The organism is Rhizobium vallis (genome assembly GCF_003985155.1).
Lineage (GTDB): Bacteria > Pseudomonadota > Alphaproteobacteria > Rhizobiales > Rhizobiaceae > Rhizobium > Rhizobium vallis.
In genome coordinates this window covers 173,764-199,143 of record NZ_ML133697.1, presented here as the reverse complement: position 1 = coordinate 199,143, position 25,380 = coordinate 173,764, and the positions used below count along the sequence as shown (strand labels likewise).

At 59.7% G+C, this 25,380-nt stretch carries 38 protein-coding genes; 5 read left to right on the top strand and 33 right to left on the bottom strand.

Features of this window, described 5'->3' with window-relative positions:
- Nucleotides 1-131: 131 nt before the first annotated feature.
- Together EFQ99_RS28055 and EFQ99_RS28050 are read left to right on the top strand one after the other, a co-directional pair.
- A complete protein-coding gene (locus tag EFQ99_RS28055) occupies nt 132-512 on the top strand; it encodes a YkvA family protein (protein WP_126924419.1) in 381 nt (126 codons plus the stop codon).
- 19 nt (nt 513-531) lie between these two features.
- Entirely contained in the window at nt 532-885 is a 354-nt protein-coding gene (locus EFQ99_RS28050; protein ID WP_126924418.1) for a lysozyme inhibitor LprI family protein, read from the top strand.
- 53 nt (nt 886-938) lie between these two features.
- On the opposite strand, the gene ilvD is transcribed toward EFQ99_RS28050, so the two are convergent.
- Nucleotides 939-2,777, bottom strand: a complete 1,839-nt coding sequence (ilvD, locus tag EFQ99_RS28045; protein ID WP_126924417.1) for a dihydroxy-acid dehydratase — start codon at nt 2,775-2,777, stop codon at nt 939-941.
- Between the two features lie 333 nt (nt 2,778-3,110).
- Between ilvD and msrP the strand changes: the two genes are divergently transcribed.
- Nucleotides 3,111-4,058 carry a protein-methionine-sulfoxide reductase catalytic subunit MsrP gene (gene msrP / locus EFQ99_RS28040; RefSeq protein ID WP_126924416.1) on the top strand — a complete coding sequence of 316 codons (948 nt, stop codon included), beginning with the start codon at nt 3,111-3,113 and terminating at the stop codon, nt 4,056-4,058.
- Nucleotides 4,058-4,714: a protein-methionine-sulfoxide reductase heme-binding subunit MsrQ gene (gene msrQ / locus EFQ99_RS28035; protein ID WP_126924415.1), complete on the top strand. Its 657-nt coding sequence runs from the start codon at nt 4,058-4,060 to the stop codon at nt 4,712-4,714. Before msrP ends, msrQ begins: the two co-directional genes overlap by 1 nt.
- A gap of 10 nt (nt 4,715-4,724) precedes the next feature.
- Here the strand turns inward: msrQ and EFQ99_RS28030 are convergent, their stop codons facing one another.
- The 32 genes from EFQ99_RS28030 to rpsL form a co-directional block, all read right to left on the bottom strand.
- Entirely contained in the window at nt 4,725-5,141 is a 417-nt protein-coding gene (locus EFQ99_RS28030) for a ribosomal maturation YjgA family protein (protein ID WP_126924443.1), read from the bottom strand.
- 146 nt (nt 5,142-5,287) lie between these two features.
- Nucleotides 5,288-5,710, bottom strand: a complete 423-nt coding sequence (gene rplQ, locus EFQ99_RS28025; RefSeq protein WP_126924414.1) for a 50S ribosomal protein L17 — start codon at nt 5,708-5,710, stop codon at nt 5,288-5,290.
- 123 nt (nt 5,711-5,833) lie between these two features.
- On the bottom strand, nt 5,834-6,844 hold the full coding sequence (locus tag EFQ99_RS28020) for a DNA-directed RNA polymerase subunit alpha (protein WP_003547579.1): 1,011 nt from the start codon (nt 6,842-6,844) through the stop codon (nt 5,834-5,836).
- Nucleotides 6,845-6,941: 97 nt separating this feature from the next.
- A complete protein-coding gene (gene rpsK / locus EFQ99_RS28015; RefSeq protein WP_003547577.1) occupies nt 6,942-7,331 on the bottom strand; it encodes a 30S ribosomal protein S11 in 390 nt (129 codons plus the stop codon).
- 133 nt (nt 7,332-7,464) lie between these two features.
- Nucleotides 7,465-7,833, bottom strand: a complete 369-nt coding sequence (rpsM, locus tag EFQ99_RS28010) for a 30S ribosomal protein S13 (RefSeq protein WP_003573772.1) — start codon at nt 7,831-7,833, stop codon at nt 7,465-7,467.
- A gap of 221 nt (nt 7,834-8,054) precedes the next feature.
- Nucleotides 8,055-8,705, bottom strand: coding sequence for an adenylate kinase (locus tag EFQ99_RS28005; RefSeq protein WP_126924413.1), 651 nt, complete (start codon nt 8,703-8,705; stop codon nt 8,055-8,057).
- Complete coding sequence (gene secY / locus EFQ99_RS28000; RefSeq protein WP_126924412.1) at nt 8,702-10,042, bottom strand: preprotein translocase subunit SecY; 1,341 nt, start codon at nt 10,040-10,042, stop codon at nt 8,702-8,704. Before secY ends, EFQ99_RS28005 begins: the two co-directional genes overlap by 4 nt.
- A gap of 233 nt (nt 10,043-10,275) precedes the next feature.
- Nucleotides 10,276-10,752: a 50S ribosomal protein L15 gene (gene rplO, locus EFQ99_RS27995; protein ID WP_126924411.1), complete on the bottom strand. Its 477-nt coding sequence runs from the start codon at nt 10,750-10,752 to the stop codon at nt 10,276-10,278.
- Between the two features lie 16 nt (nt 10,753-10,768).
- Nucleotides 10,769-10,978 (bottom strand): 50S ribosomal protein L30, encoded by a 210-nt coding sequence (gene rpmD, locus EFQ99_RS27990; protein ID WP_003547566.1) that lies wholly within the window; start codon nt 10,976-10,978, stop codon nt 10,769-10,771.
- Nucleotides 10,979-10,992: 14 nt separating this feature from the next.
- Nucleotides 10,993-11,562, bottom strand: coding sequence for a 30S ribosomal protein S5 (rpsE, locus tag EFQ99_RS27985; protein ID WP_003573784.1), 570 nt, complete (start codon nt 11,560-11,562; stop codon nt 10,993-10,995).
- A 130-nt stretch (nt 11,563-11,692) separates the two neighbouring features.
- On the bottom strand, nt 11,693-12,055 hold the full coding sequence (gene rplR, locus EFQ99_RS27980) for a 50S ribosomal protein L18 (protein ID WP_097622108.1): 363 nt from the start codon (nt 12,053-12,055) through the stop codon (nt 11,693-11,695).
- 12 nt (nt 12,056-12,067) lie between these two features.
- Nucleotides 12,068-12,601, bottom strand: a complete 534-nt coding sequence (gene rplF / locus EFQ99_RS27975; RefSeq protein ID WP_008521309.1) for a 50S ribosomal protein L6 — start codon at nt 12,599-12,601, stop codon at nt 12,068-12,070.
- A gap of 42 nt (nt 12,602-12,643) precedes the next feature.
- Nucleotides 12,644-13,042 (bottom strand): 30S ribosomal protein S8, encoded by a 399-nt coding sequence (gene rpsH / locus EFQ99_RS27970; RefSeq protein WP_003547562.1) that lies wholly within the window; start codon nt 13,040-13,042, stop codon nt 12,644-12,646.
- Nucleotides 13,043-13,054: 12 nt separating this feature from the next.
- Complete coding sequence (rpsN, locus tag EFQ99_RS27965; RefSeq protein WP_003573787.1) at nt 13,055-13,360, bottom strand: 30S ribosomal protein S14; 306 nt, start codon at nt 13,358-13,360, stop codon at nt 13,055-13,057.
- Between the two features lie 32 nt (nt 13,361-13,392).
- Nucleotides 13,393-13,950, bottom strand: coding sequence for a 50S ribosomal protein L5 (gene rplE, locus EFQ99_RS27960; protein ID WP_003573788.1), 558 nt, complete (start codon nt 13,948-13,950; stop codon nt 13,393-13,395).
- Entirely contained in the window at nt 13,943-14,251 is a 309-nt protein-coding gene (gene rplX, locus EFQ99_RS27955) for a 50S ribosomal protein L24 (RefSeq protein WP_004674929.1), read from the bottom strand. Before rplX ends, rplE begins: the two co-directional genes overlap by 8 nt.
- A gap of 11 nt (nt 14,252-14,262) precedes the next feature.
- Nucleotides 14,263-14,631: a 50S ribosomal protein L14 gene (gene rplN, locus EFQ99_RS27950; RefSeq protein ID WP_003573790.1), complete on the bottom strand. Its 369-nt coding sequence runs from the start codon at nt 14,629-14,631 to the stop codon at nt 14,263-14,265.
- A 261-nt stretch (nt 14,632-14,892) separates the two neighbouring features.
- Nucleotides 14,893-15,132 (bottom strand): 30S ribosomal protein S17, encoded by a 240-nt coding sequence (rpsQ, locus tag EFQ99_RS27945; protein ID WP_003547557.1) that lies wholly within the window; start codon nt 15,130-15,132, stop codon nt 14,893-14,895.
- A 12-nt stretch (nt 15,133-15,144) separates the two neighbouring features.
- Entirely contained in the window at nt 15,145-15,345 is a 201-nt protein-coding gene (gene rpmC, locus EFQ99_RS27940) for a 50S ribosomal protein L29 (RefSeq protein WP_004674925.1), read from the bottom strand.
- 12 nt (nt 15,346-15,357) lie between these two features.
- Nucleotides 15,358-15,771, bottom strand: coding sequence for a 50S ribosomal protein L16 (gene rplP, locus EFQ99_RS27935; protein WP_003573792.1), 414 nt, complete (start codon nt 15,769-15,771; stop codon nt 15,358-15,360).
- A 38-nt stretch (nt 15,772-15,809) separates the two neighbouring features.
- Nucleotides 15,810-16,544 carry a 30S ribosomal protein S3 gene (gene rpsC, locus EFQ99_RS27930; protein ID WP_003573793.1) on the bottom strand — a complete coding sequence of 245 codons (735 nt, stop codon included), beginning with the start codon at nt 16,542-16,544 and terminating at the stop codon, nt 15,810-15,812.
- Nucleotides 16,544-16,933, bottom strand: a complete 390-nt coding sequence (rplV, locus tag EFQ99_RS27925) for a 50S ribosomal protein L22 (RefSeq protein WP_007626081.1) — start codon at nt 16,931-16,933, stop codon at nt 16,544-16,546. Before rplV ends, rpsC begins: the two co-directional genes overlap by 1 nt.
- Nucleotides 16,934-16,935: 2 nt before the next feature.
- A complete protein-coding gene (gene rpsS, locus EFQ99_RS27920; RefSeq protein ID WP_003573797.1) occupies nt 16,936-17,214 on the bottom strand; it encodes a 30S ribosomal protein S19 in 279 nt (92 codons plus the stop codon).
- Between the two features lie 15 nt (nt 17,215-17,229).
- Complete coding sequence (rplB, locus tag EFQ99_RS27915; protein ID WP_126924410.1) at nt 17,230-18,066, bottom strand: 50S ribosomal protein L2; 837 nt, start codon at nt 18,064-18,066, stop codon at nt 17,230-17,232.
- Nucleotides 18,067-18,077: 11 nt separating this feature from the next.
- A complete protein-coding gene (locus EFQ99_RS27910; RefSeq protein WP_003547550.1) occupies nt 18,078-18,371 on the bottom strand; it encodes a 50S ribosomal protein L23 in 294 nt (97 codons plus the stop codon).
- Nucleotides 18,368-18,988 (bottom strand): 50S ribosomal protein L4, encoded by a 621-nt coding sequence (rplD, locus tag EFQ99_RS27905; protein WP_126924409.1) that lies wholly within the window; start codon nt 18,986-18,988, stop codon nt 18,368-18,370. The genes EFQ99_RS27910 and rplD overlap by 4 nt, the downstream gene beginning before the upstream one ends.
- A 13-nt stretch (nt 18,989-19,001) precedes the next feature.
- On the bottom strand, nt 19,002-19,643 hold the full coding sequence (gene rplC, locus EFQ99_RS27900) for a 50S ribosomal protein L3 (RefSeq protein ID WP_003573801.1): 642 nt from the start codon (nt 19,641-19,643) through the stop codon (nt 19,002-19,004).
- Between the two features lie 33 nt (nt 19,644-19,676).
- Nucleotides 19,677-19,985 (bottom strand): 30S ribosomal protein S10, encoded by a 309-nt coding sequence (gene rpsJ / locus EFQ99_RS27895; protein WP_003547547.1) that lies wholly within the window; start codon nt 19,983-19,985, stop codon nt 19,677-19,679.
- 304 nt (nt 19,986-20,289) lie between these two features.
- Nucleotides 20,290-21,465 carry an elongation factor Tu gene (gene tuf / locus EFQ99_RS27890; RefSeq protein ID WP_126924401.1) on the bottom strand — a complete coding sequence of 392 codons (1,176 nt, stop codon included), beginning with the start codon at nt 21,463-21,465 and terminating at the stop codon, nt 20,290-20,292.
- A gap of 68 nt (nt 21,466-21,533) precedes the next feature.
- Entirely contained in the window at nt 21,534-23,633 is a 2,100-nt protein-coding gene (gene fusA, locus EFQ99_RS27885; protein WP_126924408.1) for an elongation factor G, read from the bottom strand.
- Between the two features lie 29 nt (nt 23,634-23,662).
- Nucleotides 23,663-24,133: a 30S ribosomal protein S7 gene (rpsG, locus tag EFQ99_RS27880; protein WP_008521364.1), complete on the bottom strand. Its 471-nt coding sequence runs from the start codon at nt 24,131-24,133 to the stop codon at nt 23,663-23,665.
- A 78-nt stretch (nt 24,134-24,211) separates the two neighbouring features.
- Nucleotides 24,212-24,583: a 30S ribosomal protein S12 gene (rpsL, locus tag EFQ99_RS27875; RefSeq protein ID WP_003547537.1), complete on the bottom strand. Its 372-nt coding sequence runs from the start codon at nt 24,581-24,583 to the stop codon at nt 24,212-24,214.
- 499 nt (nt 24,584-25,082) lie between these two features.
- Here rpsL and EFQ99_RS27870 point away from each other — a divergent pair, with 499 nt between their 5' ends.
- Nucleotides 25,083-25,376: a hypothetical protein gene (locus EFQ99_RS27870; protein ID WP_008521380.1), complete on the top strand. Its 294-nt coding sequence runs from the start codon at nt 25,083-25,085 to the stop codon at nt 25,374-25,376.
- Nucleotides 25,377-25,380: the final 4 nt, after the last annotated feature.

The following is a 25,380-nucleotide window of genomic DNA, read 5'->3' as shown; positions in this document are numbered from 1 at the left end:
GAATCCTCTTGAGCAACGTTGTAGCGCCCGACGCTAGAAAGGAAAGAGGGCGGAAGCATGGAAGAATAAGGCAAAGGGACGTCTTGGAAACCGGTTGAAGTCATTGTGAATTTGATTCAGGAAGATTGGCCATGCAACTGATATCCAAAGCCAAAATCTGGGCGAAGTCACTGAAGCGTGACATCGTTGCGCTGTGGCTTGCCGCCCGAGATCCCCGCGTGCCGTGGCACGCCAAAGCGGTGGCCGGCGCCGTTGCCGCCTATGCGCTATCGCCGATCGATCTCATCCCCGATTTTATTCCCGTGCTCGGCTATCTCGACGATCTCCTGATCGTGCCGCTCGGCATCATGCTGGCAGTGCGGCTCGTTCCTTTTGATGTGATGAGCGAGCTTCGCGTAGAAGCGGAACGGCGCATCGAACGTCCTTCCAGCCGGGCCGGTCTGATCTTCATCCTTGCCGTTTGGCTCGCCTGCATCATCTTTCTGGCTCTGGCACTCAGCAAGCTAGTTTGACCGGCGGCAACAAGGGAAAATAATGATGACGCGGACAATGTCGACCGTCCTGGGTTTAGCGATCCTGATTTCTGTATCGGATTTTGCGTGGTCGGCCAGCTTCGATTGCGATGCGAAGGATTTGAAGCCCGACGAAAAGGCAATCTGCGACAACCGTGCACTCAACGACGCTGACGTGAAGATGGCGACAACCTTTGAGCTGCTTTCCGGTCTGCTGGCCATGGGCTCGCGCGGAACCTTGCAGGATGAGCAGACCGCCTGGCTGAAGAAGCGGCAGGAATGCGCGGCCGATGCCGCCTGCCTGAAGGCCGCCTATGACGAACGGCTGAAGCAGCTCGGCGAGACCTATAAAAACATCAACCGGCCGCTTTGAAAGCGACCGGTTGGATAAGCAACTGACATTCAACCAATAGGTTCGCTGGTGACTCAGCGAGCGTTCAGATCCCGTACGGCGCCGCGATCGGCGCTCGTCGCAAAGGCAGCATAGGCCTTCAGCGCGGTGGTGACGTTGCGCTTGCGCACTTCTGTGGGATGCCAGCCCTTGCCGTCCTGTTCGGCGCGCCGGGCGGCGAGCTCGGCCTCGCTGACACGCAGGCTGATCGTACGGTTCGGGATGTCGATGTCGATCATGTCGCCTTCGCGCACCAGACCGATGATGCCGCCATTCGCCGCTTCCGGAGAGATATGGCCGATCGAGAGGCCGGAGGTGCCACCGGAGAAGCGGCCGTCGGTGATGAGCGCGCAGGCCTTGCCGAGGCCCTTGGATTTCAGGTAGCTCGTGGGATAGAGCATTTCCTGCATGCCGGGGCCGCCCTTCGGGCCTTCGTAGCGGATGACGACCACGTCGCCAGCCTTGACCTCATTGGCAAGGATCGCCTTGACGGAGGCATCCTGGCTTTCAAAGACGCGGGCGGGACCGGAAAATTTCAGGATCGATTCATCGACGCCTGCTGTCTTGACGATGCAGCCGTCGATCGCAAGATTGCCCTTGAGCACGGCCAGACCGCCGTCCTTGGAGAAGGGATGCTCGACCGAGCGGATGACGCCGTTCTGGCGATCGGTGTCGAGATCGTCCCAGCGGGCCTCCTGGCTGAAGGCAACCTGGGTCGGAATGCCACCGGGAGCGGCGCGATAGAACTTGCGGACGGTCTCGCTGTTGGTGCGAGTGATATCCCAGCGGTCGATCGCATCGCCCAGCGTCTCGGCATGAACGGTCGGGCAATCGCGGTTCAGCAGGCCACCCTTGTCGAGTTCGCCGAGGATCGACATGATGCCGCCGGCGCGGTGGACGTCTTCCATATGAACATCGCTCTTGGCGGGCGCAACCTTCGACAGGCACGGCACACGGCGCGACAGCGCGTCGATATCGGCCATGGTAAAATCGACCTCGCCCTCATGGGCGGCGGCAAGAATATGCAGGACCGTGTTGGTCGAGCCGCCCATGGCGATATCGAGCGCCATGGCATTCTCGAAGGCCTGTTTGGAGGCGATGGTGCGCGGCAGTGCCTTGACGTCGTCCTGCTCGTAATAGCGGCGGGCGAGATCGACGATCAGATGGCCGGCCTCGACGAAGAGGCGCTTGCGGTCGGCATGGGTTGCGAGCGTCGAGCCGTTGCCGGGCAGCGACAGGCCGAGTGCTTCAGTCAGGCAGTTCATGGAATTTGCGGTAAACATGCCGGAGCATGATCCGCAGGTCGGACAGGCCGAGCGCTCGATGACCTTGACGTCTTCATCGGAGATCTTGTCGTCGGCAGCAGCGACCATGGCGTCGACGAGGTCGAGAGCGTGCGTCTTGCCGTGCAGCACGACCTTACCAGCTTCCATCGGGCCGCCGGAAACGAAGACGGTTGGGATATTGAGGCGCAGCGACGCCATCAGCATGCCGGGGGTGATCTTGTCGCAGTTGGAGATGCAGACCATGGCATCAGCGCAATGGGCATTGACCATATATTCGACGCTGTCGGCGATGAGTTCGCGCGAGGGCAGCGAATAGAGCATGCCGTCATGGCCCATCGCGATGCCGTCATCGACGGCGATCGTGTTGAACTCCTTGGCGACACCGCCTGCCGCCTCGATTTCGCGGGCAACGAGCTGGCCGAGATCCTTCAGATGCACGTGGCCGGGCACGAACTGGGTGAAGGAATTAACCACGGCGATGATCGGCTTGCCGAAATCCGAATCCTTCATGCCCGTGGCGCGCCAAAGGCCGCGCGCGCCCGCCATGTTGCGGCCGTGGGTCGTGGTTCTGGAACGGTAAGCTGGCATCGGTGTCTTCCTCGATATCTAGGAATCATCAGGCGAAGCGGGCGGCTGTGGATTTGCGGGCTAGGCAACGCTGCTTTTTGGAATTGTCCTAATCCAATCGGCGGAGACTGTCACTACCGGGAAGGGCAAATCCGGTACGCTGCGGGGCGGACGACACGGTGCGCATCGATCATATACGGTTCGATGAAGCCTTTCGTTACAGCCTATTCCATCATAGCCGAACACAAAAAATTGGCTTCCCGTCGACGATATTCAAGGCATAGACATTGATCCGAAGATGCGGGCGGTTCGTTTAGGAACTATAATCGGCAAATCCGCCCCGGAGGTTTTGACATGCCAGCCCATCGCCCACCAAAGATCGCCTCGTCTGAGATTACGCCGCGACAGATCTATGTGCGCCGCCGCGAATTCCTGGGCGCTGCAGCACTTGGCGCCATGGCGCTCTACGGAGCCGGCAAGGCGAGCGCGGCCGAGCTTTCCGCCGTCGAGAGCAAGTACAAGGTCGATGAGAAGACGACGCCGCTCAAGGACATCACGACCTACAATAATTTCTATGAGTTCGGCCTCGACAAGGGCGATCCCGCCGCTCATTCCGGCAATTTCAAGCCGCTGCCCTGGACGATCAAAGTCGACGGCATGGTCAACAAGCCCGGCACCTTCGACGTCGAAGCGCTGATGAAGGAATTCCCGATCGAGGAGCGCACTTACCGGATGCGCTGCGTCGAGGCCTGGTCGATGGTCATCCCCTGGAACGGCTTCCCGCTGGCTTCGCTGCTCGATAAGGTGGAGCCGCTCGGCAGCGCCAAATACGTCGCCTTCGAAACCGTCGTGCGGCCGGAGGAAATGCCGGGGCAGAAAGGTTTCTTCCAATCGCTCGACTGGCCTTATATCGAGGGGCTGCGCCTGGACGAGGCACGCCATCCGCTGACCCTGCTTGCCGTTGGGCTCTATGGCGAAACGCTGCCGAACCAGAATGGCGCGCCGATCCGCCTTGTGGTGCCGTGGAAATACGGTTTCAAGGGTATCAAGTCGATCGTCAGGATCACGCTCACCGACCAGCAGCCGAAGAACACCTGGCAGGTGACCAATGCCCAGGAATACGGCTTCTATGCCAACGTCAATCCAGCCGTCGACCATCCACGCTGGAGCCAGGCCACCGAACGGCGGATCGGCGAAAGCGGCTTCTTCGGCGCGAGCCGCCACCCCACCCTGCCCTTCAACGGCTATGCGGACGAAGTGGCGGGCCTCTATACCGGCATGGATCTGAAGGCGAATTACTGATGGCGGAACTGTCGCTCGCCATCCCCAAGCGTTGGCAGCCCGCCTCCGTCTGGCTGCTTTATGTCGTCGGGCTCGTGCCTGCGGCCTGGACCTTCTATCTCGGCGCGACCGATCAGCTGGGTGCGGATCCTGTCAAGACCTTCGAGCTCTTGCTCGGCCTCTGGACCATCCGTTTCCTGATCGCAACACTTGCCGTCTCCCCTGCCCGCGAACTTTTCGGCTGGAACTATCTGCGCTATCGCCGCGCGCTGGGCCTGCTGACGTTCTACTATGCGCTGATGCATTTCACCGTCTACATGGTGCTCGACCAGGCGATGGATATTCAAGCTGTCGTCAACGACGTGCTGAAGCGTCCCTTCATCATGTTCGGGATGGCAGGGCTGGCGATGCTCATTCCGCTGGCGGTGACATCCAACAATTATTCGATCCGCGGCCTCGGCAAGAACTGGATCTGGCTGCACCGCCTCGTCTACATCATCGCCGCCTGCGGGGCGCTGCATTTCGCGCTCTCGACCAAGCTCCTCAACCTCGAGCAATATATCTATGTCGGCCTGATGATCGCGCTCATCCTCTACCGCTCCTACCGGCCGATCGCGCGCAGCCGGAAGAAGGAGCACGGCCGGCTGCGCCAGCGGGCGGTGGCTCCAGCCCCGTGAGGATTGGTTATCACAGAGGACGCGTTGCCGGACGCGCCGGATCGAACATGCAGGCCATGGCTATTCCAATCGTATAGGCCAGCATGTTCCAGAGCGAAAATATACGGCCGAGCAGCAGCGCGCCCGCAGTGGTCAACCGAAACGCGTCGAGCCATGGCGTGTGATAGAGCCGGAACAATTCGACTGAAATCGCCACGACGAGCGCCATGACGGCAATTGCCGTGGGCCGCAATCTGCCGAAAAACAGCGCCAGCAGCAGATAGACCATCGCTCCCCACAGGGCAGATCCGCCGTATTTGACAACAATAAACGGCAGATCGACCGCGTAGCCGAAGCGCCTGAGCGCCAGTCCGAGGACGATGACGAGAAGCAGGGCGGCAAAACGAAGGAGCTGCGGTCGAGACCGGGCTTGAATGATTTCACGCAATTGAGTCTGTCCCATCACGATCTCGACCGATTGGCGGCCTAAAGTGCAGATATGCATCATAAGCAGGTCGGTCGCCGGCCAAGTCACAAACGAAAACAGCCGGGCTTTGCAGCCCGGCTGTCCTGTTTCCGGCGAAGCGGAAAATCTTAGGCGGCGACGGCCTGCTCTTCGGCAGCGACGCGAGCCTTGTCGGCAGCGCCCTTGGCGTAGGTGTCGCGGTCAACGAATTCGACAACGGCCATGGCGGCATTGTCGCCCTGGCGGAAGCCGGCCTTCATGATACGCAGATAGCCGCCGTTGCGGGTGGCGTAGCGCGTTGCGATCGTGTCGAACAGCTTCGAAACGACGGCGGCGTCGCGGATCTGCGAGATCGCCTGACGGCGAGCATGCAGGTCACCGCGCTTGCCGAGCGTGACGAGCTTCTCGACGATCGGACGGATTTCCTTGGCCTTCGGCAGGGTCGTGACGATCTGCTCGTGGGTAATCAGCGAAACCGCCATGTTGGCGAACATCGCCTTGCGGTGGCTTGCAGTTCTATTCAGCTTGCGGCCGGCTTTACCGTGGCGCATTGCTATTCTCCTTTAATGCAGTGCCCTTGACACTAAGCGGGCCTGCCGTTTCCTGGCACATGCAGGCGATCTGCCTGCTGTTTGACGGGGAAAGGCAGCCGAAAGAGCCTGCCTTTTGTTTTCTCAGTACTGGTCTTCGTAACGCTTGGCGAGATCTTCGATGTTCTCGGGCGGCCATGCCGGCACTTCCATGCCGAGGTGCAGGCCCATGGAAGCGAGAACTTCCTTGATTTCGTTCAGCGACTTGCGACCAAAATTCGGTGTGCGGAGCATTTCTGCTTCGGTCTTCTGAATGAGGTCGCCGATGTAGACGATATTGTCGTTCTTCAGGCAGTTTGCCGAACGGACCGACAGTTCGAGTTCGTCCACCTTCTTGAGGAGAGCCGGGTTGAAAGCGAGTTCGGTGACTGCTTCCTCTTCGGTTTCCTTCTGCGGCTCGTCGAAGTTGACGAAGACGCCAAGCTGATCCTGGAGGATGCGCGCCGCAAAAGCGACGGCGTCTTCGCCGGTGATCGAGCCATCGGTTTCGATGGTCATGTTCAGCTTGTCGTAGTCGAGAACCTGTCCTTCGCGGGTATTTTCAACCTTGTAGGACACCTTCTTGACCGGCGAATAGAGGCTGTCGACCGGGATGAGACCGATCGGAGCATCTTCCGCACGATTGCGTTCGGCCGGAACGTAACCCTTGCCGTTGTTGACGGTGAATTCCATGCGGATTTCGGCGCCCTCATCGAGCGTGCAGATGACATGCTCGGGGTTGAGGATTTCGATATCGCCGACCGTCTGGATGTCGCCAGCCGTGACAACGCCCGGGCCCTGCTTGCGCACGACCATGCGCTTTGCGTCGTCGCCATCCATCTTGATGGCGATTTCCTTGATGTTGAGCACGATGTCCGTCACGTCTTCGCGGACGCCCGGAATCGAGGAGAATTCATGCAGCACGCCGTCGATCTGCACCGCCGTGACGGCAGCACCGCGCAGCGAGGAGAGCAGAACGCGGCGAAGCGCGTTGCCGAGGGTGAGGCCGAAGCCGCGCTCCAGCGGTTCGGCAACAAGCGTCGCCCTGGTGCGCGAGCTCGAGGAGAACTCCACCTTGTTCGGCTTGATCAGTTCCTGCCAGTTCTTCTGAATCATGAGTTTGCCTTCCGTTCGTTGCCACCATCCAATCGTGGCAACCGAGCTTGAAAACCACCGGGAGCGCGAAGGCGCTCACCAGTGACGAGAGCGATGATCAGACGCGGCGCTTCTTGCGCGGACGGCAGCCATTGTGCGGGATCGGGGTCACGTCGCGGATGGACGTGATCATGAAACCTGCAGCCTGGAGCGCGCGCAGAGCCGATTCACGACCCGAACCCGGGCCGCAGACTTCGACTTCCAGCGACTTCATGCCGTGCTCCTGAGCCTTCTTGGCGCAGTCTTCGGCAGCGATCTGGGCAGCGAACGGGGTCGACTTGCGCGAGCCCTTGAAGCCCTTGGCGCCAGCCGACGACCAGGCAATCGCATTGCCCTGCGCATCCGTGATGGTGATCATCGTGTTGTTGAAGGTCGAGTTGACGTGAGCGACACCCGACGAGATATTCTTGCGCTCGCGACGGCGAACGCGGACGGCTTCCTTAGCCATGGTATTCCTTTCGTTGATCTCTTCACCGCCGTAATGCCAGCGGCTACACCGGAACGGCGCCCATATGGTCCCGCTCCAAACTCAAAAGAGGCCGGCGCAGACCGCCAGCCTCCCTACTCCGGTTTCCCGGAAATTACTTCTTCTTACCAGCGATAGCCTTTGCCGGGCCCTTGCGGGTGCGGGCATTGGTGTGCGTGCGCTGACCGCGGACCGGAAGGCCACGGCGATGACGCAGGCCGCGGTAGCAGCCGAGGTCCATCAGACGCTTGATGTTCATCGCGGTATCGCGACGAAGGTCACCTTCGACCTGATAGTCGCGGTCGATGGCTTCACGGATCTGAAGGACTTCTGCGTCCGTCAGCTGATGCACACGACGTTCAGCCGGGATACCGACCTTCTCGACGATTTCCTGTGCGAATTTCGGACCGATCCCGTGAATGTAGGTCAGCGCGATGACAACGCGCTTCGCAGTCGGGATGTTGACGCCAGCGATACGTGCCACGCCTGTTCTCCTTGCATTCCAGTTGCCATCCGGCAAGTGGGCTTCGTTATGCGGTCTTTGGAACCGCCCGTTCAGATTTACGTCCGCAACATGTCAAAACGACCGCACCCGGACTTCCCTGGGAAATCCGCGCCGATCGCATGGAATGTCGCGAGTTGGCGCGGTGTTTAGCGGAATCACTGCTGAAAAGCAACCATTCCGCCAAGTTTATTTTCAAAGCCTTAAAGCTTGGAAAGAATGCTTTCGACCTCGGCCGTGACCTGATCGATCTCTGCCATGCCGTCCACGGACCTGAGTTTGCCCTTGGCGTGGTAGTAGCCGATCAGCGGCGAAGTTTCCTTGTAGTAGACCTCCAGACGCGTGGTCATGGTCTCGGCATTGTCGTCAGGGCGACGTTTGAAGTGGGTCGAGCCGCACTTGTCGCAAACGCCTTCCTTTTCAGGGACCTTGTCCGAGTCGTGATAGACCGTGCCGCATTGGGCGCAGGTGTAACGGCCTGCCACGCGGCGGATCAGTTCCTTGTCATTGACACGGAATTCGATGACGACGGAAAGATCGAGCCCCTTGGCTTTCAGCATCGCCTCGGTGGCATCCGCCTGCACCAGCGTGCGCGGAAAACCGTCGAGGATGAAACCGTTGGCGCAATCGGGCTGGTCGATTCGCTCGGAAACGATGGCATTGACGATCTCGTCAGAGACCAGATTGCCGGCGTCCATGACGGCCTTGGCACGCTTGCCGATTTCAGTACCAGCCTGAACGGCTGCACGCAGCATGTCCCCCGTGGAAAGCTGCGGAATGCCGTGCTTTTCCACGATCCGCTGGGCCTGGGTTCCCTTACCCGCGCCCGGCGGCCCCAAAAGGATAAGTCTCATCGCCCCCTCTTTCCTCCACGCAACTTCGATTTCTTGATCAGGCCTTCGTATTGCTGCGCGATCAGGTGACCCTGGATCTGTGCAACCGTATCAAGAGTTACGCTAACCACGATCAAAAGCGAAGTCCCACCAAGGGATAATGGGATGCCGGTTTGCGACACCAGAATCTCCGGCAGGATGCAGACGAAGACAAGATAGATCGCGCCGATCACCGTGATGCGGGTCAGCACGTAGTCGATATATTCGGCAGTACGTTCACCCGGGCGGATGCCGGGAATGAAGCCGCCATGCTTCTTCAGATTGTCGGCCGTGTCCTTCGGATTGAAGACAATCGCCGTATAGAAGAAGGCGAAGAAGGCGATCAGCGCCGCGTAGAGAACCATGTAGAGCGGTCGACCATGGCCAAGCGCTGCAACGATGGAGGTCGCCCAGGCGGGCATCGACGTCGTGCTGGCAAAGCCTGCAACCGTTGCCGGCAGCAACAGCAGCGAGGATGCGAAGATCGCCGGGATGACGCCTGAAGTGTTCAACTTCAGCGGCAGGTGCGAGGTGTCGCCCTGGAACATGCGGTTGCCGACCTGGCGCTTCGGATACTGGATCAGCAGGCGGCGCTGCGCACGCTCGACGAAGACGATGACGCCGATGACGAGGATAGCGACGACGATGACCAGCAGGATGAGGCCGGTCGACAGCGCACCGGTGCGGCCGAGTTCGAGCGTGCCGGCAAGAGCAGTCGGCAGACCGGCTGCGATACCGGCGAAAATGATCAGCGAAATGCCGTTGCCGATGCCGCGCGAGGTGATCTGCTCGCCGAGCCACATCAGGAACATCGTGCCGCCGAGCAGCGTCAGGACGGTGGAAACACGGAAGAACAAGCCCGGCTCGACGACGAGACCCTGGCCGCTCTCAAGACCGGCGGCGATGCCATAGGCCTGAAGCGCGCCAAGAATGACGGTGCCGTAGCGGGTGTACTGGTTGATGATCTTGCGGCCCTGCTCGCCCTCCTTCTTGAGGTTTTCGAGCGCCGGCACGACCGAGGTCATGAGCTGCACGATGATCGAAGCAGAGATATAGGGCATGATGCCGAGCGCGAAGATCGCCATGCGCTGCACGGCGCCGCCCGAGAACATATTGAAGAGGCCGAGAATGCCGCCTGCCTGGCCGCGGAAAGCCTGGGCATAGGCTTCGGGATTGAGGCCCGGAAGCGGAATATGGGTACCGAGCCTGTAGACGAGGAGAGCTGCCAGTGTGAACCACAGGCGCTTCTTCAAATCCTCGGCTTTGGCAAAGGTCGAAAAATTGAGGTTGGATGCCAATTGTTCCGCTGCAGAAGCCATGCGTTTCTCCGCGCTACCAATTCCGGCGTCTCTAGGGGATAGGCCGGCCCCGGAATCAGTATGAAAATTATTCAAAACCGGGATTGGGACGGATTGCAGCGCAACCCCATGCCTCACCCTTGTTTTAGTCTTACCGGCATGACGCGGGCGCGCCAGCCAAGTTTTTGTGAGGCCCACATATGGGAGCAAAATCGCCCGGTGTGAAGCACCCCGGGCGATATATCATCAGATTATTATTCAGCTGCAGCCGGAGCCGAAAGCTGCGTCACGGTGCCGCCGGCCTTTTCGATCTTCTCGACGGCAGGCTTGGAGGCGCCTGCAACGACGATGGTGATCTTGGCCTTGAGCTCGCCGTCGGCGAGAACACGAACGCCGTCCTTCGGGCGGCGGATGACACCGGCTGCCTTCAGGGCAGCTGCGTCAACGGTCGCCTTGGCGTCGAGCTTGCCGGCATCGATCGCTGCCTGGATACGGCCGAGCGACACGACAACAAAATCGGAAGCGAAAATGTTGTTGAAGCCGCGCTTCGGCAGGCGACGGTAGATGGGCATCTGACCGCCTTCGAAGCCGTTGATGGCGACGCCCGAACGGGACTTCTGACCCTTTACACCGCGACCACCGGTCTTGCCGGAGCCCGAGCCGATACCACGGCCAAGACGCTTGCGGCTGTGGGTCGAGCCTTCGTTATCTTTAATTTCATTGAGTTTCATGAGCGTTACTCCGGACTCACTTCTCGTCGACGACGCGAACGAGATGCTGGACAGCACGGATCATGCCACGAACGGAAGGAGTGTCCTCCAGCGTGCGGCGACGGTGCATCTTGTTCAGTCCGAGACCGATCAGCGTACGCTGCTGGACATCCGGACGGCGAATCGGGCTGCCGATCTGTTCGATCGTGACGGTCTTCGCTTCAGCCTTCTTGGTAGCCTTGGCCATCTGTCAGACTCCTCTTATTCTTCAGAGGCGTTGCCGGAGGCGCTACGACGAGCCTGCAACGTTGCATACTTGATGCCACGCTGAGCTGCGATGTCCTTCGGGTGAACCTGGTGCTTCAGAGCGTCGAAGGTGGCGCGAACCATGTTGTAGGGGTTCGACGAACCGGTCGACTTGGCGACGACGTCGTGCATGCCGAGCGTTTCGAATACGGCGCGCATCGGACCGCCGGCGATGATGCCGGTACCGACCTTGGCCGAACGCAGCAGAACCTTGCCGGCGCCATGGCGGCCATGAACGTCGTGATGCAGCGTACGGCCGTCACGCAGCGGTACGAAGATCAGTTCGCGCTTGGCGGCTTCGGTTGCCTTGCGGATGGCTTCCGGCACTTCACGTGCCTTGCCATGGCCGAAGCCGACGCGGCCCTTCTGGTCGCCAACGACGACGAGTGCTGCGAAACCGAAACGACGGCCGCCCTTGACGACCTTGGCGACGCGGTTGATCGCGACAAGCTTGTCGACGAATTCGCTATCGCGCTCTTCACGGCTCTGGCGGTCTTCCCGCTGCGGCCTTCTTTCCTGTGCCATTGTCCTCTTCCTTTTTCTTTTCCGGGTGCAATCGGCAAACAAATGTGGACCGCATCAGCCTCCCCTTTCGGAGAGTGCCGCGGTCCGGCGAAAATCCGGCCGGCGCTTGAGGCGTCCGGCCGGAAACTGATCAGAAGGTGAGACCGCCTTCGCGGGCAGCATCGGCGAGAGCCTTGATGCGGCCGTGATAGATGAAGGCGCCACGGTCGAACACGACTTCCGTAACACCGGCCTTGGAGGCGCGCTCGGCGACGAGCTTGCCTACGACGGCGGCGGCAGCGGTATCGGCACCGGTCTTCAGAGAACCGCGCAGATCCTTCTCGAGGGTGGAGGCAGACGCAAGCGTCTTGCCGGCCACATCATCGATGACCTGGGCGTAGATGTTCTTCGAGGAGCGATGAACCGACAGGCGCGGACGGCCATTGGCCACCGACTTGAGATGACGGCGCACGCGGTTGGCACGACGTGCAAGTGCTTCTTTCCTGCTAGCCATTTCGCGTGATCCTTACTTCTTCTTGCCTTCTTTGCGGACGATCCGCTCGTCAGCGTACTTGACGCCCTTGCCCTTGTAGGGCTCGGGACCGCGATATTCGCGGATTTCAGCGGCGACCTGACCGACCTGCTGCTTATTGATGCCGGAGACAACAATTTCAGTCGGCTTCGGAACGGCGATCGTGATGCCGACCGGCGGCTCATAGATCACGTCATGGCTGAAGCCGAGGGCCAGCTGCAGGTTCTTGCCCTGCAAGGCGGCGCGGTAACCGACGCCGTTGATTTCGAGCTTGCGCTCAAAGCCGTCCTTGACGCCCTTGAAGATGCCTTCGATCATCGTGCGGGACATGCCCCACTTCGAACGCGCATCCTTGGTCTGGTTCACGGGCGTCACGACGACCGCGTTGTTTTCGAGCTTGAGGCTGATTTCGTCGTTAGCAACGAAAAACAGCTCGCCCTTCGGGCCCTTTGCAGTCACCTTCTGGCCATCGACCGTAGCCGTGATCCCAGCAGGCACCTGAACGGGCTTCTTACCGATACGAGACATGTTTCAATCCTGTCTGTTCGCTATGGAGATCCTTGCCCGATCTTAGAAGACCGAGCAAAGAACCTCGCCACCAACGTTCTGTTCGCGAGCCTGGTGATCGGCCATCACACCCTTCGGAGTCGAAAGGATGGTGATGCCGAGGCCGTTCGCGACCTGCGGAATGGACTTGACCGAGACATAAACCCGGCGGCCCGGCTTGGACACACGGCCGATCTCACGGATCACCGATGCGCCTTCATAATATTTCAGCTCGATGCTGAGTTCCGACTTGCCATTGCCGAAATCGACAACGGAATAGCCACGGATGTAGCCTTCGGACTGCAGGACATCGAGAACGCGTGCACGGAGCTTGGACGCAGGCGTCGAAACCGACGACTTGCGGCGGGAAGCGCCGTTACGGATACGGGTGAGCATATCGCCCAACGGATCAGTCATTGTCATCTAACCTGCTCCTTACCAGCTCGACTTGACGATGCCCGGCACCTTGCCGAGATTGCCCAGTTCACGCAGCGCAATACGCGACATGCGCAGTTTGCGGTAATATGCGCGCGGACGCCCCGAAACTTCGCAACGGTTGCGAATACGGGTCTTCGATCCATCACGCGGCAGGGATGCCAGCTTGATCGAGGCCTTGAACCGCTCTTCGATCGGAAGAGCCTGGTTCATGATGATCGCCTTCAACGCAGCCCGCTTAGCGGCCTGGTTGGCGACCGTAGTACGGCGGCGCTTGTTCTTTTCAACTGCGCTTGTCTTCGCCATGTCAGGTTCCTTTTCTACGCTCGTCGTTACGGTTATTGACGGAACGGGAAGCTGAACTCTTTCAGGAGAGCCCGTGCTTCGTCGTCGGTCGTCGCCGTCGTGCAAACGATGATGTCCATGCCCCACATCTGATCAACCTTATCGTAGTTGATCTCAGGGAACACAATGTGCTCCTTGATGCCCATGGCGAAGTTGCCACGGCCGTCAAAGCTCTTCGGGTTCAGGCCGCGGAAGTCGCGAACGCGCGGGAGCGCGATGTTCACGAGACGGTCCAGGAACTCGTACATGCGGGCGCCGCGCAGGGTTACCTTCGCGCCGATCGGCATCTGTTCGCGGACCTTGAAGCCTGCGATGGAGTTGCGTGCGCGGGTGATGACCGGCTTCTGGCCGGCGATCGCTGCGAGGTCGGCGGCAGCTACCGTCGGCTTCTTCGAGTCAGCGGTCGCTTCGCCAACACCCATGTTGATCACAATCTTGTCGAGCTTCGGGATCATCATCTCGTTGGCGTAGGAGAACTGCTCCTGCATGGCCTTGCGGATGCGCTCGACATATTCCTTCTTGAGCCGCGGCTCGTATTTTGCCTCAGCCATCGATCACTTCTCCAGAACGCTTGGCCACACGGACCTTCTTGCCGTCAACGACCTTGAAACCGACGCGGGTCGGCTTGCCGTCCTTGTCGACGATTGCAATGTTGGACAGGTGAACCGGGGCTTCTTTGTTGATGATGCCGGCTTCCTGGGTCTGCGTCTGGCGCTGGTGGCGCTTGACGACGTTGACGCCGCGGACGACCGCACGATCTTCCTTCGGCATGACCTGAACAACTTCGCCGGTGCGGCCCTTGTCCTTGCCAGCGAGCATGACGACCTTGTCGCCTTTACGAATCTTCTGCATCGCTTCGCTCCTTACAGTACTTCGGGAGCCAGCGAGATGATCTTCATGTGGTTCTTGGCGCGAAGTTCGCGCGGAACCGGTCCGAAGATACGGGTGCCGATCGGCTCTTTTTTGTTGTCGATGAGGACTGCTGCGTTGGTGTCGAAGCGGATGACGGAGCCATCCGGACGACGGATGTCCTTGGCGGTGCGAACGACAACCGCCTTCATCACGTCACCCTTCTTCACGCGGCCGCGCGGGATCGCTTCCTTGATCGAAACGACGATGACGTCGCCGATCGAGGCATACTTGCGCTTCGAGCCGCCCAGCACCTTGATGCACATGACACGACGTGCGCCGGAATTATCCGCGACGTCGAGGTTTGTTTGCATCTGAATCATATCAGGTCGCCTTCTTGGTTTACCGGAATGGTTGGGCCTAAGCCCCCTACTCCGGCTTATGAAAATGTTCGCCGGCCACTTGCCGCAACGGCAAGCAAAAACACGGCAATAGCTGAATAGCGCGGGGTCGATCGTGCCAGGGTGGTTTCCCGAACGGGACCTTCCGTGCGCTCAAAGCAAAAGAACGCCCGGCATTCGAGCGTTCTGACGCTGCTTCATACAGATATTTCGGCGAGACGCAAGGCCTCGCGCAAAATTCTGTTACTTGCCCTGGGCGGAAATCACCGTCCAGCGCTTGTCCTTGGAGATCGGCGCGCATTCCTCGATGGATACGGTATCGCCGATCTTGTACTGGTTGTTTTCGTCGTGGGCCTTGTACTTCTTGGAACGACGAACGGTCTTCTGGAGCAGCGGGTGAGCGAAACGACGCTCAACGCGAACCACTACCGTCTTCTCGTTCTTGTCGCCAACGACGACGCCCTGCAGGATGCGCTTTGGCATATTTTTCTTCCTTTAGGCCTTAACTTCTGCCGCCTTCTGGCGGGCAATGGTTTTCACGCGGGCGATGTCCTTGCGGACTTCGTTGATGCGCGAGGACTTTTCGAGCTGGCCGGTCGCCTTCTGGAAGCGCAGGTTGAACTGCTCCTTCTTCAGCTTGGCAAGCTCGTCCTTGAGTTGGTCGGCGGTCAACGCGCGAACATCTGAGGCTTTCATGAGCTCAATCCCTTACTCTGCAATGCGCTGAACGAAGCGCGTCTTGACCGAGAGCTTGGCAGAGCCCAGACGAAGCGCCTCGCGGGCGATCTCTTCGCTGACACCGTCGATCTCGAACATCATACGACCGGGCTTGACCTTGCATGCCCAGTATTCGACGGAGCCCTTACCCTTACCCATGCGGACTTCGGTCGGCTTTGCGGTTACCGGAACATCCGGGAACACGCGGATCCATACACGGCCGGCGCGCTTCATGTAACGCGTGATCGCGCGGCGGGCCGCCTCGATCTCGCGCGCGTTGACGCGGTTGGGTTCCTGAGCCTTCAAGCCAAATTCGCCGAATGCCAGGTCGGAACCGCCCTTAGCGACGCCCTTGATGCGGCCCTTGAACTGCTTGCGGTACTTAGTACGCTTTGGCTGCAACATTTTCTTACTTCTCCGAGCTTATCTTTCGCCAGCGCTAATTACGCGTTGTCGCGTTCGCGGCGACGATCGCCACGGTCGCGTTCGCGGCTTGCCGGACCCTGTGCATCGCCTTCCAGCGCGCGACGTTCGGAAGCCATCGGATCATGCTCAAGGATTTCGCCCTTGAAGATCCAGACCTTGATGCCGCAGATACCGAAAGCGGTTTCTGCTTCTGCCGTGCCGTAGTCGATGTCGGCGCGCAGCGTGTGCAGCGGCACACGACCTTCGCGATACCATTCGGTACGGGCGATTTCAGCACCGCCAAGACGGCCGGCGCAGGTGATCTTGATGCCTTCGGCGCCAAGACGCATCGCGGACTGAACGGCGCGCTTCATGGCGCGACGGAATGCCACACGGCGCTCAAGCTGCTGGGCGATCGACTGAGCGACCAGCGTCGCATCGACTTCGGGCTTGCGCACTTCGACGATGTTGAGGTGCGTTTCCGAATTCGTCATGTCCGACAGCTTCTTGCGGAGCTTGTCGATGTCTGCGCCCTTGCGGCCGATGATGAGGCCCGGACGTGCGGAGTGGATCGTGACGCGGCACTTCTTGTGCGGACGCTCGATGACCACCTTGGAGATCCCGGCCTGCTTCAGTTCGCTCATGACGAACTTGCGCATCTTCAGGTCTTCGTGCAGCAGCTGGCCATACTCGGCATTGTCCGCAAACCAGCGGCTATCCCAGGTACGGTTGATGCCAAGACGGAAACCGATTGGATTGATTTTCTGACCCATTATGCGGCCTCCTCTACTGCCTGCACTTCACGAACGACGATCGTCAGGTGCGCGAAAGGCTTTTCGATGCGCGACGCGCGACCGCGGCCACGAGCGTGGAAACGCTTCATGACGATCGACTTGCCGACATAGGCCTCGGCGACGACAAGCGAGTCGACGTCGAGATCGTGGTTGTTCTCAGCGTTGGCGATCGCGGATTCGAGCGTCTTCTTGACGGCGCCCGCGATGCGCTTGCGGGAGAACTCCAGCTCAGCGAGTGCGCGCTCGACCTTCTTGCCGCGGATGGCCGCAGCAACCAGGTTGAGCTTCTGGGGGCTGACGCGGAGCGTGCGGGCGACTGCTTGCGCCTCGTTGTCCTTCAGCCGGCGTTCGGCTTTTGCCTTGCCCATTGTTACTTCCTCTTCGCCTTCTTGTCCGCGCCGTGACCGTAGTAGGTGCGGGTCGGAGAGAATTCACCGAATTTGTGGCCGACCATGTCTTCATTGACGCTGACCGGGATATGCTTGCTGCCGTTGTAGACGCCGAAGGTGAGACCGACGAACTGCGGCAGGATCGTGGAGCGACGGCTCCAGATCTTGATTACTTCTGCACGTCCGCCTTCACGAACCTTCTCAGCCTTCTTGAGAAGATAGCCGTCAACGAACGGACCTTTCCATACTGAACGAGCCATTGGAGACTTCCTCTCTTACTTCTTACGCTGATGACGCGAGCGCATGATCATCTTGTCGGTCGACTTGTTCGACCGGGTGCGCTTGCCCTTGGTCGGCTTGCCCCACGGTGTCACCGGATGGCGACCACCGGAGGTGCGGCCTTCACCACCGCCGTGCGGATGGTCGACCGGGTTCATGACGACACCGCGGTTATGCGGACGCTTGCCGCGCCAAACGGTACGACCGGCCTTGCCGTCGTTGATGTTGGCGTGATCAGGGTTGGAGACGGCGCCGATCGAAGCAAGGCAGGAGCCATGCACGAGACGCTGTTCACCGGAGTTCAGGCGAAGGATCGCCATGCCCTGGTCGCGGCCGACGAGCTGCGCGTAGGAACCGGCAGAGCGAGCGATCTGACCACCCTTGCCCGGCTTCATTTCCACGTTGTGGATGATGGAGCCGACCGGGATGAACTGCAGCGGCATGGTATTGCCGGGCTTGACGTCGACAGCCTTCTCGGAGGCGACAACCTTGTCGCCGGCAGCGAGACGCTGCGGAGCGAGAATATAAGCCTTCTCGCCGTCAGCATAGGTTACCAGCGCGATGAACGCCGTGCGGTTCGGATCGTATTCGATACGCTCAACGGTGCCATCAACGTCGAACTTGCGACGCTTGAAGTCGACCAGTCGGTAGGTGCGCTTGTGACCACCGCCGATGAAGCGGGCCGTGATGCGGCCGAGGTTGTTACGGCCACCGCTCTTGGTCAGACCTTCCGTCAGCGTCTTGACCGGCTTGCCCTTGTAGAGCGAGGAGCGATCAACGATGACCAGCTGACGCTGGCTCGGGGTCGTCGGATTGAATGTTTTCAATGCCATTTTCTTATTCCTCAGAGACCGGTGGAGACGTCGATCGTCTGGCCTTCAGCCAAGGTCACGACAGCCTTCTTCACGTCCTTCTGCTTGCCGACAAAACCGCGGAACCGCTTGGTCTTGCCCTTGCGCAGCAGAGTGTTGACGGCCGTAACCTTGACGCCGAACAGCGCCTCGACAGCAGCCTTGATTTCCGGCTTCGTCGCCTGCTTGGCGACATTGAAAACAACCTGGTTGTTTTCGGATACCAGCGTGGACTTTTCGGTGATCGCCGGAGAGACGATCACATCGTAGTGGCGAAGATCGGTCACTTGAATCGCTCCTCTAGCGCTTCAACCGCAGCCTTGGAAAGCACGAGCTTGCCGCGGCGCACGATGTCGTAAACGTTGATGCCCTGGATCGGCAGAACATCGATGTTCGGGATGTTCTGAGCTGCGAGCTTGAAGTTGCCGTCAAGCTCTGCGCCGCCGATGAAGAGGGCGTTGGTCAGGCCGAGCGTCTCGAAAACGGACGCGAGAGCCTTGGTTTTGGCTTCGGCGGCAACCAGGTTGTCGATGACGATGACGTCATCGGCCTTGAGCTTGGCCGAAAGGGCGTGGCGAAGGCCGAGCGCGCGAACCTTCTTGGGAAGGTCATGCTCGTGGCTGCGAACAACCGGGCCGTGGGCCTTGCCGCCGCCGCGGAACTGCGGAGCGCGAGCCGAATGGTGGCGGGCGCGGCCCGTACCCTTCTGCTTGTACATCTTGGCGCCGGTGCGCGAAACTTCAGCGCGGCCCTTTGCCTTGTGCGTGCCCTGCTGCTTCTTGGCAAGCTGCCAGCGGATGACGCGGGCGAGAATGTCTTCGCGGGGCTCGAGGCCGAAAATCGCGTCCGAAAGGGAAACCTTCCCGGCGTCTTTTCCCTCGAGGGTCTTGACGTTCAATTCCATTGATCTGGCTCCCTTACTTCGCGGCCGACTTGACGGCGTCGCGCACGATGATCCAGGCACCCTTGGAACCGGGAACAGCACCCTTGATCAGGATCAGACCGCGATCTTCATCGGTCGAAACCACTTCAAGGTTCTGCGTCGTGACGCGCGTCTGGCCCATGTGACCAGCCATCTTCTTGTTCTTGAAAACCTTGCCCGGATCCTGGCGCGAGCCGGTCGAACCGTGCGAGCGGTGCGATACCGACACACCGTGCGTGGCGCGCAGACCGCCGAAACCATGACGCTTCATAGCGCCGGCAAAACCCTTACCGATCGTCGTGCCCGTCACGTCGACGAGCTGACCGGCTGCAAAGTGACCGGCTTTAAGCTCAGTACCGATCTCCAGAAGATTGTCTTCGGAGACACGAAATTCCTGAAGCTTCGCCTTCGGCTCGACGTTGGCGACAGCAAAGTTGCCGCGCATCGCCTTCGACGTGTTCTTCACCTTCGCCTGGCCGGCACCGAGCTGAACTGCGGTATAGCCATTCTTTTCGACAGTACGCGTGGCAACGACCTGGACGGCCTCCATGCGCAGTACCGTTACCGGGACATGCTCGCCGGCGTCGTTGTAGACGCGGGTCATTCCCACCTTCTGTGCAATCACACCTGAACGCATCGGTTCAATCCTTCCAACTCAGCTCGAGCAAGCTCAGAGCTTGATCTCAACATCGACACCGGCGGCGAGATCGAGCTTCATCAGCGCGTCTACCGTCTGCGGGGTCGGGTCTACGATGTCGAGCAGGCGCTTATGCGTGCGCATCTCGAACTGTTCGCGGCTCTTCTTGTCGATGTGCGGGGACCGGTTGACCGTAAACTTCTCGATGCGGGTCGGAAGCGGAACGGGGCCCCGGACGCTTGCACCGGTGCGCTTCGCCGTCGACACGATCTCGCGCGTAGAAGCATCGAGAATCCGGTGATCGAACGCCTTCAGGCGAATGCGGATATTTTGGCCGTTCATTCGACGTTATCCTTGTGTTTGTTTTCCACATGTCTTTAGGCAAGACACGGGTTGTTCTTTCTTCCTAAGGCGGACCACCGGTTTCAAAGATCGAGAGGGCGCCGAAACAGCATCCCTATCCAGTCTTCAGGGCCTTCTAGCCCACCTTATTGTTTGCTTAGTCTCCGCTTCGTTATCCAAAGCGGTACGCAAATCGCGCTCGCGCGCCATTTGCTACATTTCTGTGTAATAAGCAAGCGGCTTGCGCCGCCTGCATCATAATAATGTCATCGAATCGGCCGCCCCACCGGAGCGACCGAACGAATTACTCGACGATGCTGGCAACGATACCGGCGCCGACGGTGCGGCCGCCTTCGCGGATAGCGAAGCGCAGCTTTTCTTCCATCGCGATCGGAACGATCAGCTCAACGGCAACCGTGACGTTGTCGCCCGGCATAACCATCTCCGTGCCTTCCGGCAGCGTCACAATGCCCGTCACGTCGGTCGTGCGGAAGTAGAACTGCGGACGGTAGTTGGTGAAGAACGGCGTATGACGGCCGCCCTCTTCCTTCGTCAGGATGTAGGCTTCGGCCATGAACTTCTTGTGCGGCTTGACCGAACCCGGCTTGCACAGGATCTGGCCACGCTCGACGCCGTCACGGTTCACACCGCGAACCAGAGCGCCGATGTTGTCGCCGGCCTGGCCCTGATCGAGCAGCTTGCGGAACATTTCAACGCCGGTCACCGTCGTCTTCGAGGTCGGGCGGATGCCGACGATCTCGACTTCTTCGCCAACCTTGACGATGCCACGCTCGACGCGGCCGGTCACGACCGTACCACGGCCCGAGATCGAGAACACGTCTTCGATCGGCATCAGGAACGGCTGGTCGATCGGACGCTCAGGCGTCGGGATGTAGGCGTCAACAGCAGCCATCAGCTCGCGGATTGCGTCTTCGCCGATCTTCTTGTCGGAGTCTTCGAGAGCAGCAAGTGCCGAACCCTTGACGACCGGGATGTCGTCGCCCGGGAAGTCGTAGGACGACAGCAGTTCGCGGACTTCGAGCTCGACCAGTTCGAGAAGCTCGGCGTCGTCAACCTGGTCGACCTTGTTCAGGAACACCACGATCGCCGGAACGCCAACCTGGCGGGCGAGCAGAATGTGTTCGCGCGTCTGCGGCATCGGGCCGTCAGCAGCCGAGCACACCAGGATCGCGCCGTCCATCTGCGCAGCACCGGTGATCATGTTCTTCACGTAGTCGGCGTGGCCGGGGCAGTCGACGTGCGCGTAGTGGCGGTTCGGCGTCTCGTATTCGACGTGCGCTGTCGAAATGGTGATGCCGCGTGCCTTTTCTTCCGGAGCAGCGTCAATCTGGTCGTACGCCTTGAACTCACCGAAGTACTTCGTGATCGCTGCCGTCAGAGACGTCTTGCCGTGGTCAACGTGGCCGATCGTGCCAATGTTGACGTGCGGCTTGTTGCGCTCAAACTTACTCTTTGCCATTTTCGGCTCTCCGTTTTGCTAGTCCCCGAAGGGATCTAATTCTTGTTATCGGTCAATTGGTATTCCGGTCACTTCTGACCGGAATACTTTGCCTGGATTTCGGTTGCGACGTTCGACGGGACCGGCGCGTAGTGATCGAAGGTCATCGTGTACTGAGCGCGACCCTGCGACATGGAGCGCAGGTTATCGACGTACTTGAACATGTTCGCCAGCGGAACGTTGGCGTTGATGACAACAGCGATACCACGGCTTTCCTGACCCTGGATCTGACCGCGGCGGGAGTTCAGGTCGCCGATGACGTCGCCGACATAATCTTCCGGGGTAACGACTTCGACCTTCATCATCGGCTCGAGGAGCTGAGCGCCGGCCTTCTTGGCTGCTTCACGGAAGCAAGCGCGGGAAGCGATTTCGAACGCGAGGACCGACGAGTCGACGTCGTGGAAGGCACCATCGATGAGGGTTGCCTTGACGCCGAGCATCGGGAAGCCAGCGAGCGGACCGGAAGACAGAACGCTTTCGATGCCCTTCTGAACGCCGGGGATGTATTCCTTCGGAACAGAGCCGCCGACGATCTTGGATTCGAACTTGAAGTCGTCGCCGTCCGGGTTCGGTTCGAAGATGATCTTGACGCGCGCGAACTGGCCGGTACCACCGGACTGCTTCTTGTGCGTGTAGTCTTCTTCGTGCTGGCGCGTGATGGTTTCGCGGTAGGCAACCTGCGGCGCACCGACGGTTGCTTCGACCTTGAACTCACGACGCATACGGTCGACGATGATGTCGAGATGCAGTTCGCCCATGCCGGCAATGATGGTCTGGCCGGATTCCTGGTCGGTCTTGACGCGGAAAGACGGATCCTCAGCAGCCAGACGGTTGAGCGCGAGGCCCATCTTTTCCTGGTCGCCCTTGGTCTTCGGCTCGATAGCGATCTGGATGACCGGCTCGGGGAATTCCATGCGCTCGAGGATAACCGGCTTCAGCGGGTCGCAGAGCGTATCGCCGGTCGTGGTTTCCTTGAGACCTGCGAGAGCGACGATGTCACCAGCGAAGGCTTCTTCGATGTCTTCACGCGAGTTGGAATGCATCTGCAGCATGCGGCCGACGCGCTCGCGCTTGTCCTTGACCGTGTTGATGACCGATGCGCCCTTTTCGAGCTTGCCGGAGTAGATGCGCGCGAAGGTGAGCGAACCAACGAAGGGGTCGTTCATGATCTTGAAAGCGAGCATGGACAGCGGCTCGTTGTCATCGGCATGACGCTCGATTTCAGCTTCCGTCTTGAAATCGATGCCCTTGATCGCGGGAATGTCCATCGGAGACGGCAGATAGTCGACGACGGCGTCGAGCAACGGCTGTACACCCTTGTTCTTGAAGGCAGTACCGCAGAACATCGGATGGAACTTGACGTCGATCGTGCCGCGGCGAACGAGCTCGCGGATCTTGTCGTTGTCGGGCAGGTTGCCTTCGAGATAGGCTTCCGTCGCGGCTTCGTCGATCTCGACAACCGTTTCGATCAGCTTTTCGCGATATTCTTCGGCCTTGGCCTTCATGTCTTCAGGGATCTCGACGACATCCCACTGCGCACCCAGCGACTCGTCGCGCCAGATGAGAGCGTTCATCTCGATGAGGTCGACAACGCCCTTGAATTCGGTTTCTGCACCGATCGGCAGCTGCATGACGACAGCCGTTGCGCCGAGACGGGTCTTGATCATCTCGACGGAGCGGTAGAAGTCCGCGCCTGTCTTGTCCATCTTGTTGCAGAAGATCATGCGCGGAACGTTGTACTTCTCAGCCTGACGCCAGACGGTCTCCGTCTGCGGCTCAACACCGGCGTTGGCGTCGAGAAGCGCGATGGCGCCGTCGAGAACGCGCAGCGAGCGCTCGACTTCGATGGTGAAGTCGACGTGGCCGGGGGTGTCGATGATGTTGAAGCGGCGCGTCTTGCCGTCACGGCCCTTCCAGAAGGTCGTGGTGGCAGCAGACGTGATCGTGATGCCACGCTCCTGCTCCTGCTCCATCCAGTCCATGGTGGCTGCGCCGTCGTGGACTTCGCCGATCTTGTGCGACTTGCCGGTGTAGTAAAGGATACGCTCGGTGGTCGTGGTCTTGCCGGCGTCGATATGCGCCATGATACCGAAATTGCGGTAGTCTTCGATCTTATATTCGCGAGCCATTGTGGACTGCCTTTCGATACCGTTCGGAATTACCAGCGATAGTGCGAGAACGCGCGGTTGGCGTCAGCCATCTTGTGCGTGTCTTCGCGCTTCTTAACGGCGGAGCCGCGGTTGTTGGACGCATCGAGCAGTTCGCCGGACAGACGGTCGATCATGGTCGTTTCGTTACGCTTGCGGGCAGCGGCAATCAGCCAACGGATGGCGAGGGCTTGGCGGCGCTCCGGACGAACATCGACCGGAACCTGGTAGGTCGCACCACCGACGCGGCGCGAGCGGACTTCAACGTGCGGGGCAATGTTGTCGAGCGCAGAATGGAAAACCGTGAGCGGCTCCTGCTTGGACTTACCCTGGACGGCGTCGAACGCACCGTAGACGATGTTTTCAGCAACGGACTTCTTACCATCGAGCATGATGGCGTTCATGAACTTGGTCACAACGAGATCGCCGAACTTCGGATCCGGGTTAATCTCGCGCTTTTCTGCTTTATGACGTCTGGACATACTTTTCGTCTCTTCAACCGTTAAGGCGCTTCATCACGCGGAGGACCTCGCGCAGCGCCGGACTATTCGAAAACCGAATTACTTCGGACGCTTCGCACCGTACTTGGAGCGGCGCTGCTTGCGGTTCTTGACACCCTGGGTATCGAGTACACCGCGGATGATGTGATAACGGACACCCGGAAGGTCCTTCACGCGGCCGCCGCGGATCATGACGACAGAGTGTTCCTGAAGGTTGTGACCTTCGCCGGGGATGTAACCAATGACTTCGAAGCCGTTGGTGAGGCGGATCTTTGCGACCTTACGCAGAGCCGAGTTCGGCTTCTTCGGCGTCGTCGTGTAGACGCGCGTGCAAACGCCGCGCTTCTGCGGGTTCTCCTGGAGAGCGGGAACCTTATTACGCTTTACGTTCGCCTGGCGAGGCTTGCGGATCAGCTGGTTTACGGTAGGCATTCAACCATCCCTTACGTTTTATCTCAGTGCCCTGGCGGGCTTGAACTCACACCGTCTCCGGCAATGACGCACGCTTTCCGTCAATGCGCAAAATATGGCCCGATCCGCTTCCGCAGATGGACCACAAGGAGCAGAGGACGCATAAAACCATGCGTCATGCGTGCAGCATCATGACTTCAACGTGCGTTTAGAACCTTGTTTGAGGTGAACTCCAGGGCGCGTCGCCCCGAATAGCCAAGCCTCACATGGGATCTGATGGCCGGGGTACTACTGGTTTCCACCCGTCTCGTCAAGGCCGGTTAATAAATAAACTCGCCGCATCGCCTTGATCTGCGGGCCTAACGCCCGGATTTCATCCTTCTAGACGAAATGGCGGCCGTGCGCCAAGATAAAAACTTGGGCATTGCAGCAAAAGCAGCTAAGGAATCAGCAAATGCGGCGTGCGGCCCTCACAGCAGGATTCGCGCGACCGAATCGTCAAAGAGCCGAAGGACAGGCGATGATTACGACACCTGATAACGACAACAATTTCGACGGCCCGATGATCTTCATCATCATCGGCAAGGGCTACGAGTCCGACGCCAGCGAAGGCATCGACCTGCACATCCTGCTGAAGGCGCCAGACGACGACACTGCTGTGCGTGAAGCCTTGAACGCTCTTGCCGAGGAAGGTTTCATCGAGGCCGATCTCGACCAGATCGGCATGCTCACCGAAATCCCGGCCGAAGAGCCGCATGCCTCGGCCTATCAGGGCGCGGTCGACGGCGAGGTCGCGATCATCCGGTTCAATTGACGGG

Coding starts and splice junctions, on each gene's coding strand:
- rpmC (WP_004674925.1), bottom strand. CDS start 15,345: ATGAAAGCCTCAGATGTTCGCGCGTTGACCGCCGACCAACTCAAGGAC.
- rpmD (WP_003547566.1), bottom strand. CDS start 10,978: ATGGCCAAGGCTACCAAGAAGGCTGAAGCGAAGACCGTCACGATCGAA.
- rpsL (WP_003547537.1), bottom strand. CDS start 24,583: ATGCCTACCGTAAACCAGCTGATCCGCAAGCCTCGCCAGGCGAACGTA.
- EFQ99_RS28020 (WP_003547579.1), bottom strand. CDS start 6,844: ATGATTCAGAAGAACTGGCAGGAACTGATCAAGCCGAACAAGGTGGAG.
- rplE (WP_003573788.1), bottom strand. CDS start 13,950: ATGGCTGAGGCAAAATACGAGCCGCGGCTCAAGAAGGAATATGTCGAG.
- rplC (WP_003573801.1), bottom strand. CDS start 19,643: ATGCGTTCAGGTGTGATTGCACAGAAGGTGGGAATGACCCGCGTCTAC.
- rpsE (WP_003573784.1), bottom strand. CDS start 11,562: ATGGCACAGGAAAGAAGGCCGCAGCGGGAAGACCGCCAGAGCCGTGAA.
- EFQ99_RS28005 (WP_126924413.1), bottom strand. CDS start 8,705: ATGAGACTTATCCTTTTGGGGCCGCCGGGCGCGGGTAAGGGAACCCAG.
- ilvD (WP_126924417.1), bottom strand. CDS start 2,777: ATGCCAGCTTACCGTTCCAGAACCACGACCCACGGCCGCAACATGGCG.
- rplR (WP_097622108.1), bottom strand. CDS start 12,055: ATGGCTAGCAGGAAAGAAGCACTTGCACGTCGTGCCAACCGCGTGCGC.
- rplF (WP_008521309.1), bottom strand. CDS start 12,601: ATGTCTCGTATCGGTAAGAAGCCCGTTCAGGTGCCTGCTGGGATCACG.
- rpsC (WP_003573793.1), bottom strand. CDS start 16,544: ATGGGTCAGAAAATCAATCCAATCGGTTTCCGTCTTGGCATCAACCGT.
- rpsQ (WP_003547557.1), bottom strand. CDS start 15,132: ATGCCAAAGCGCATCCTGCAGGGCGTCGTCGTTGGCGACAAGAACGAG.
- rpsK (WP_003547577.1), bottom strand. CDS start 7,331: ATGGCTAAGGAAGCCGTCCGCGTTCGCCGTCGCGAGCGCAAGAATATC.
- rpsN (WP_003573787.1), bottom strand. CDS start 13,360: ATGGCGAAGACAAGCGCAGTTGAAAAGAACAAGCGCCGCCGTACTACG.
- msrP (WP_126924416.1), top strand. CDS start 3,111: ATGCCAGCCCATCGCCCACCAAAGATCGCCTCGTCTGAGATTACGCCG.
- secY (WP_126924412.1), bottom strand. CDS start 10,042: ATGGCTTCTGCAGCGGAACAATTGGCATCCAACCTCAATTTTTCGACC.
- tuf (WP_126924401.1), bottom strand. CDS start 21,465: ATGGCAAAGAGTAAGTTTGAGCGCAACAAGCCGCACGTCAACATTGGC.
- rplD (WP_126924409.1), bottom strand. CDS start 18,988: ATGGAATTGAACGTCAAGACCCTCGAGGGAAAAGACGCCGGGAAGGTT.
- rplP (WP_003573792.1), bottom strand. CDS start 15,771: ATGTTGCAGCCAAAGCGTACTAAGTACCGCAAGCAGTTCAAGGGCCGC.
- rplX (WP_004674929.1), bottom strand. CDS start 14,251: ATGCAGAAGATTCGTAAAGGCGACAAGGTCGTCATGCTCGCTGGCAAG.
- rpsH (WP_003547562.1), bottom strand. CDS start 13,042: ATGACAATGACTGATCCGTTGGGCGATATGCTCACCCGTATCCGTAAC.
- msrQ (WP_126924415.1), top strand. CDS start 4,058: ATGGCGGAACTGTCGCTCGCCATCCCCAAGCGTTGGCAGCCCGCCTCC.
- rplB (WP_126924410.1), bottom strand. CDS start 18,066: ATGGCATTGAAAACATTCAATCCGACGACCCCGAGCCAGCGTCAGCTG.
- rpsG (WP_008521364.1), bottom strand. CDS start 24,133: ATGTCCAGACGTCATAAAGCAGAAAAGCGCGAGATTAACCCGGATCCG.
- rpsJ (WP_003547547.1), bottom strand. CDS start 19,985: ATGAACGGCCAAAATATCCGCATTCGCCTGAAGGCGTTCGATCACCGG.
- rplN (WP_003573790.1), bottom strand. CDS start 14,631: ATGATTCAGATGCAAACAAACCTCGACGTCGCGGATAATTCCGGCGCA.
- EFQ99_RS28055 (WP_126924419.1), top strand. CDS start 132: ATGCAACTGATATCCAAAGCCAAAATCTGGGCGAAGTCACTGAAGCGT.
- fusA (WP_126924408.1), bottom strand. CDS start 23,633: ATGGCTCGCGAATATAAGATCGAAGACTACCGCAATTTCGGTATCATG.
- rplV (WP_007626081.1), bottom strand. CDS start 16,933: ATGGGCAAGGCAAAAGCCGAACGCCGGCTGAAGGACAACGAGGCGCAA.
- rplO (WP_126924411.1), bottom strand. CDS start 10,752: ATGAAACTCAATGAAATTAAAGATAACGAAGGCTCGACCCACAGCCGC.
- EFQ99_RS27870 (WP_008521380.1), top strand. CDS start 25,083: ATGATTACGACACCTGATAACGACAACAATTTCGACGGCCCGATGATC.
- rplQ (WP_126924414.1), bottom strand. CDS start 5,710: ATGCGCCACGGTAAAGCCGGCCGCAAGCTGAATAGAACTGCAAGCCAC.
- rpsS (WP_003573797.1), bottom strand. CDS start 17,214: ATGGCTCGTTCAGTATGGAAAGGTCCGTTCGTTGACGGCTATCTTCTC.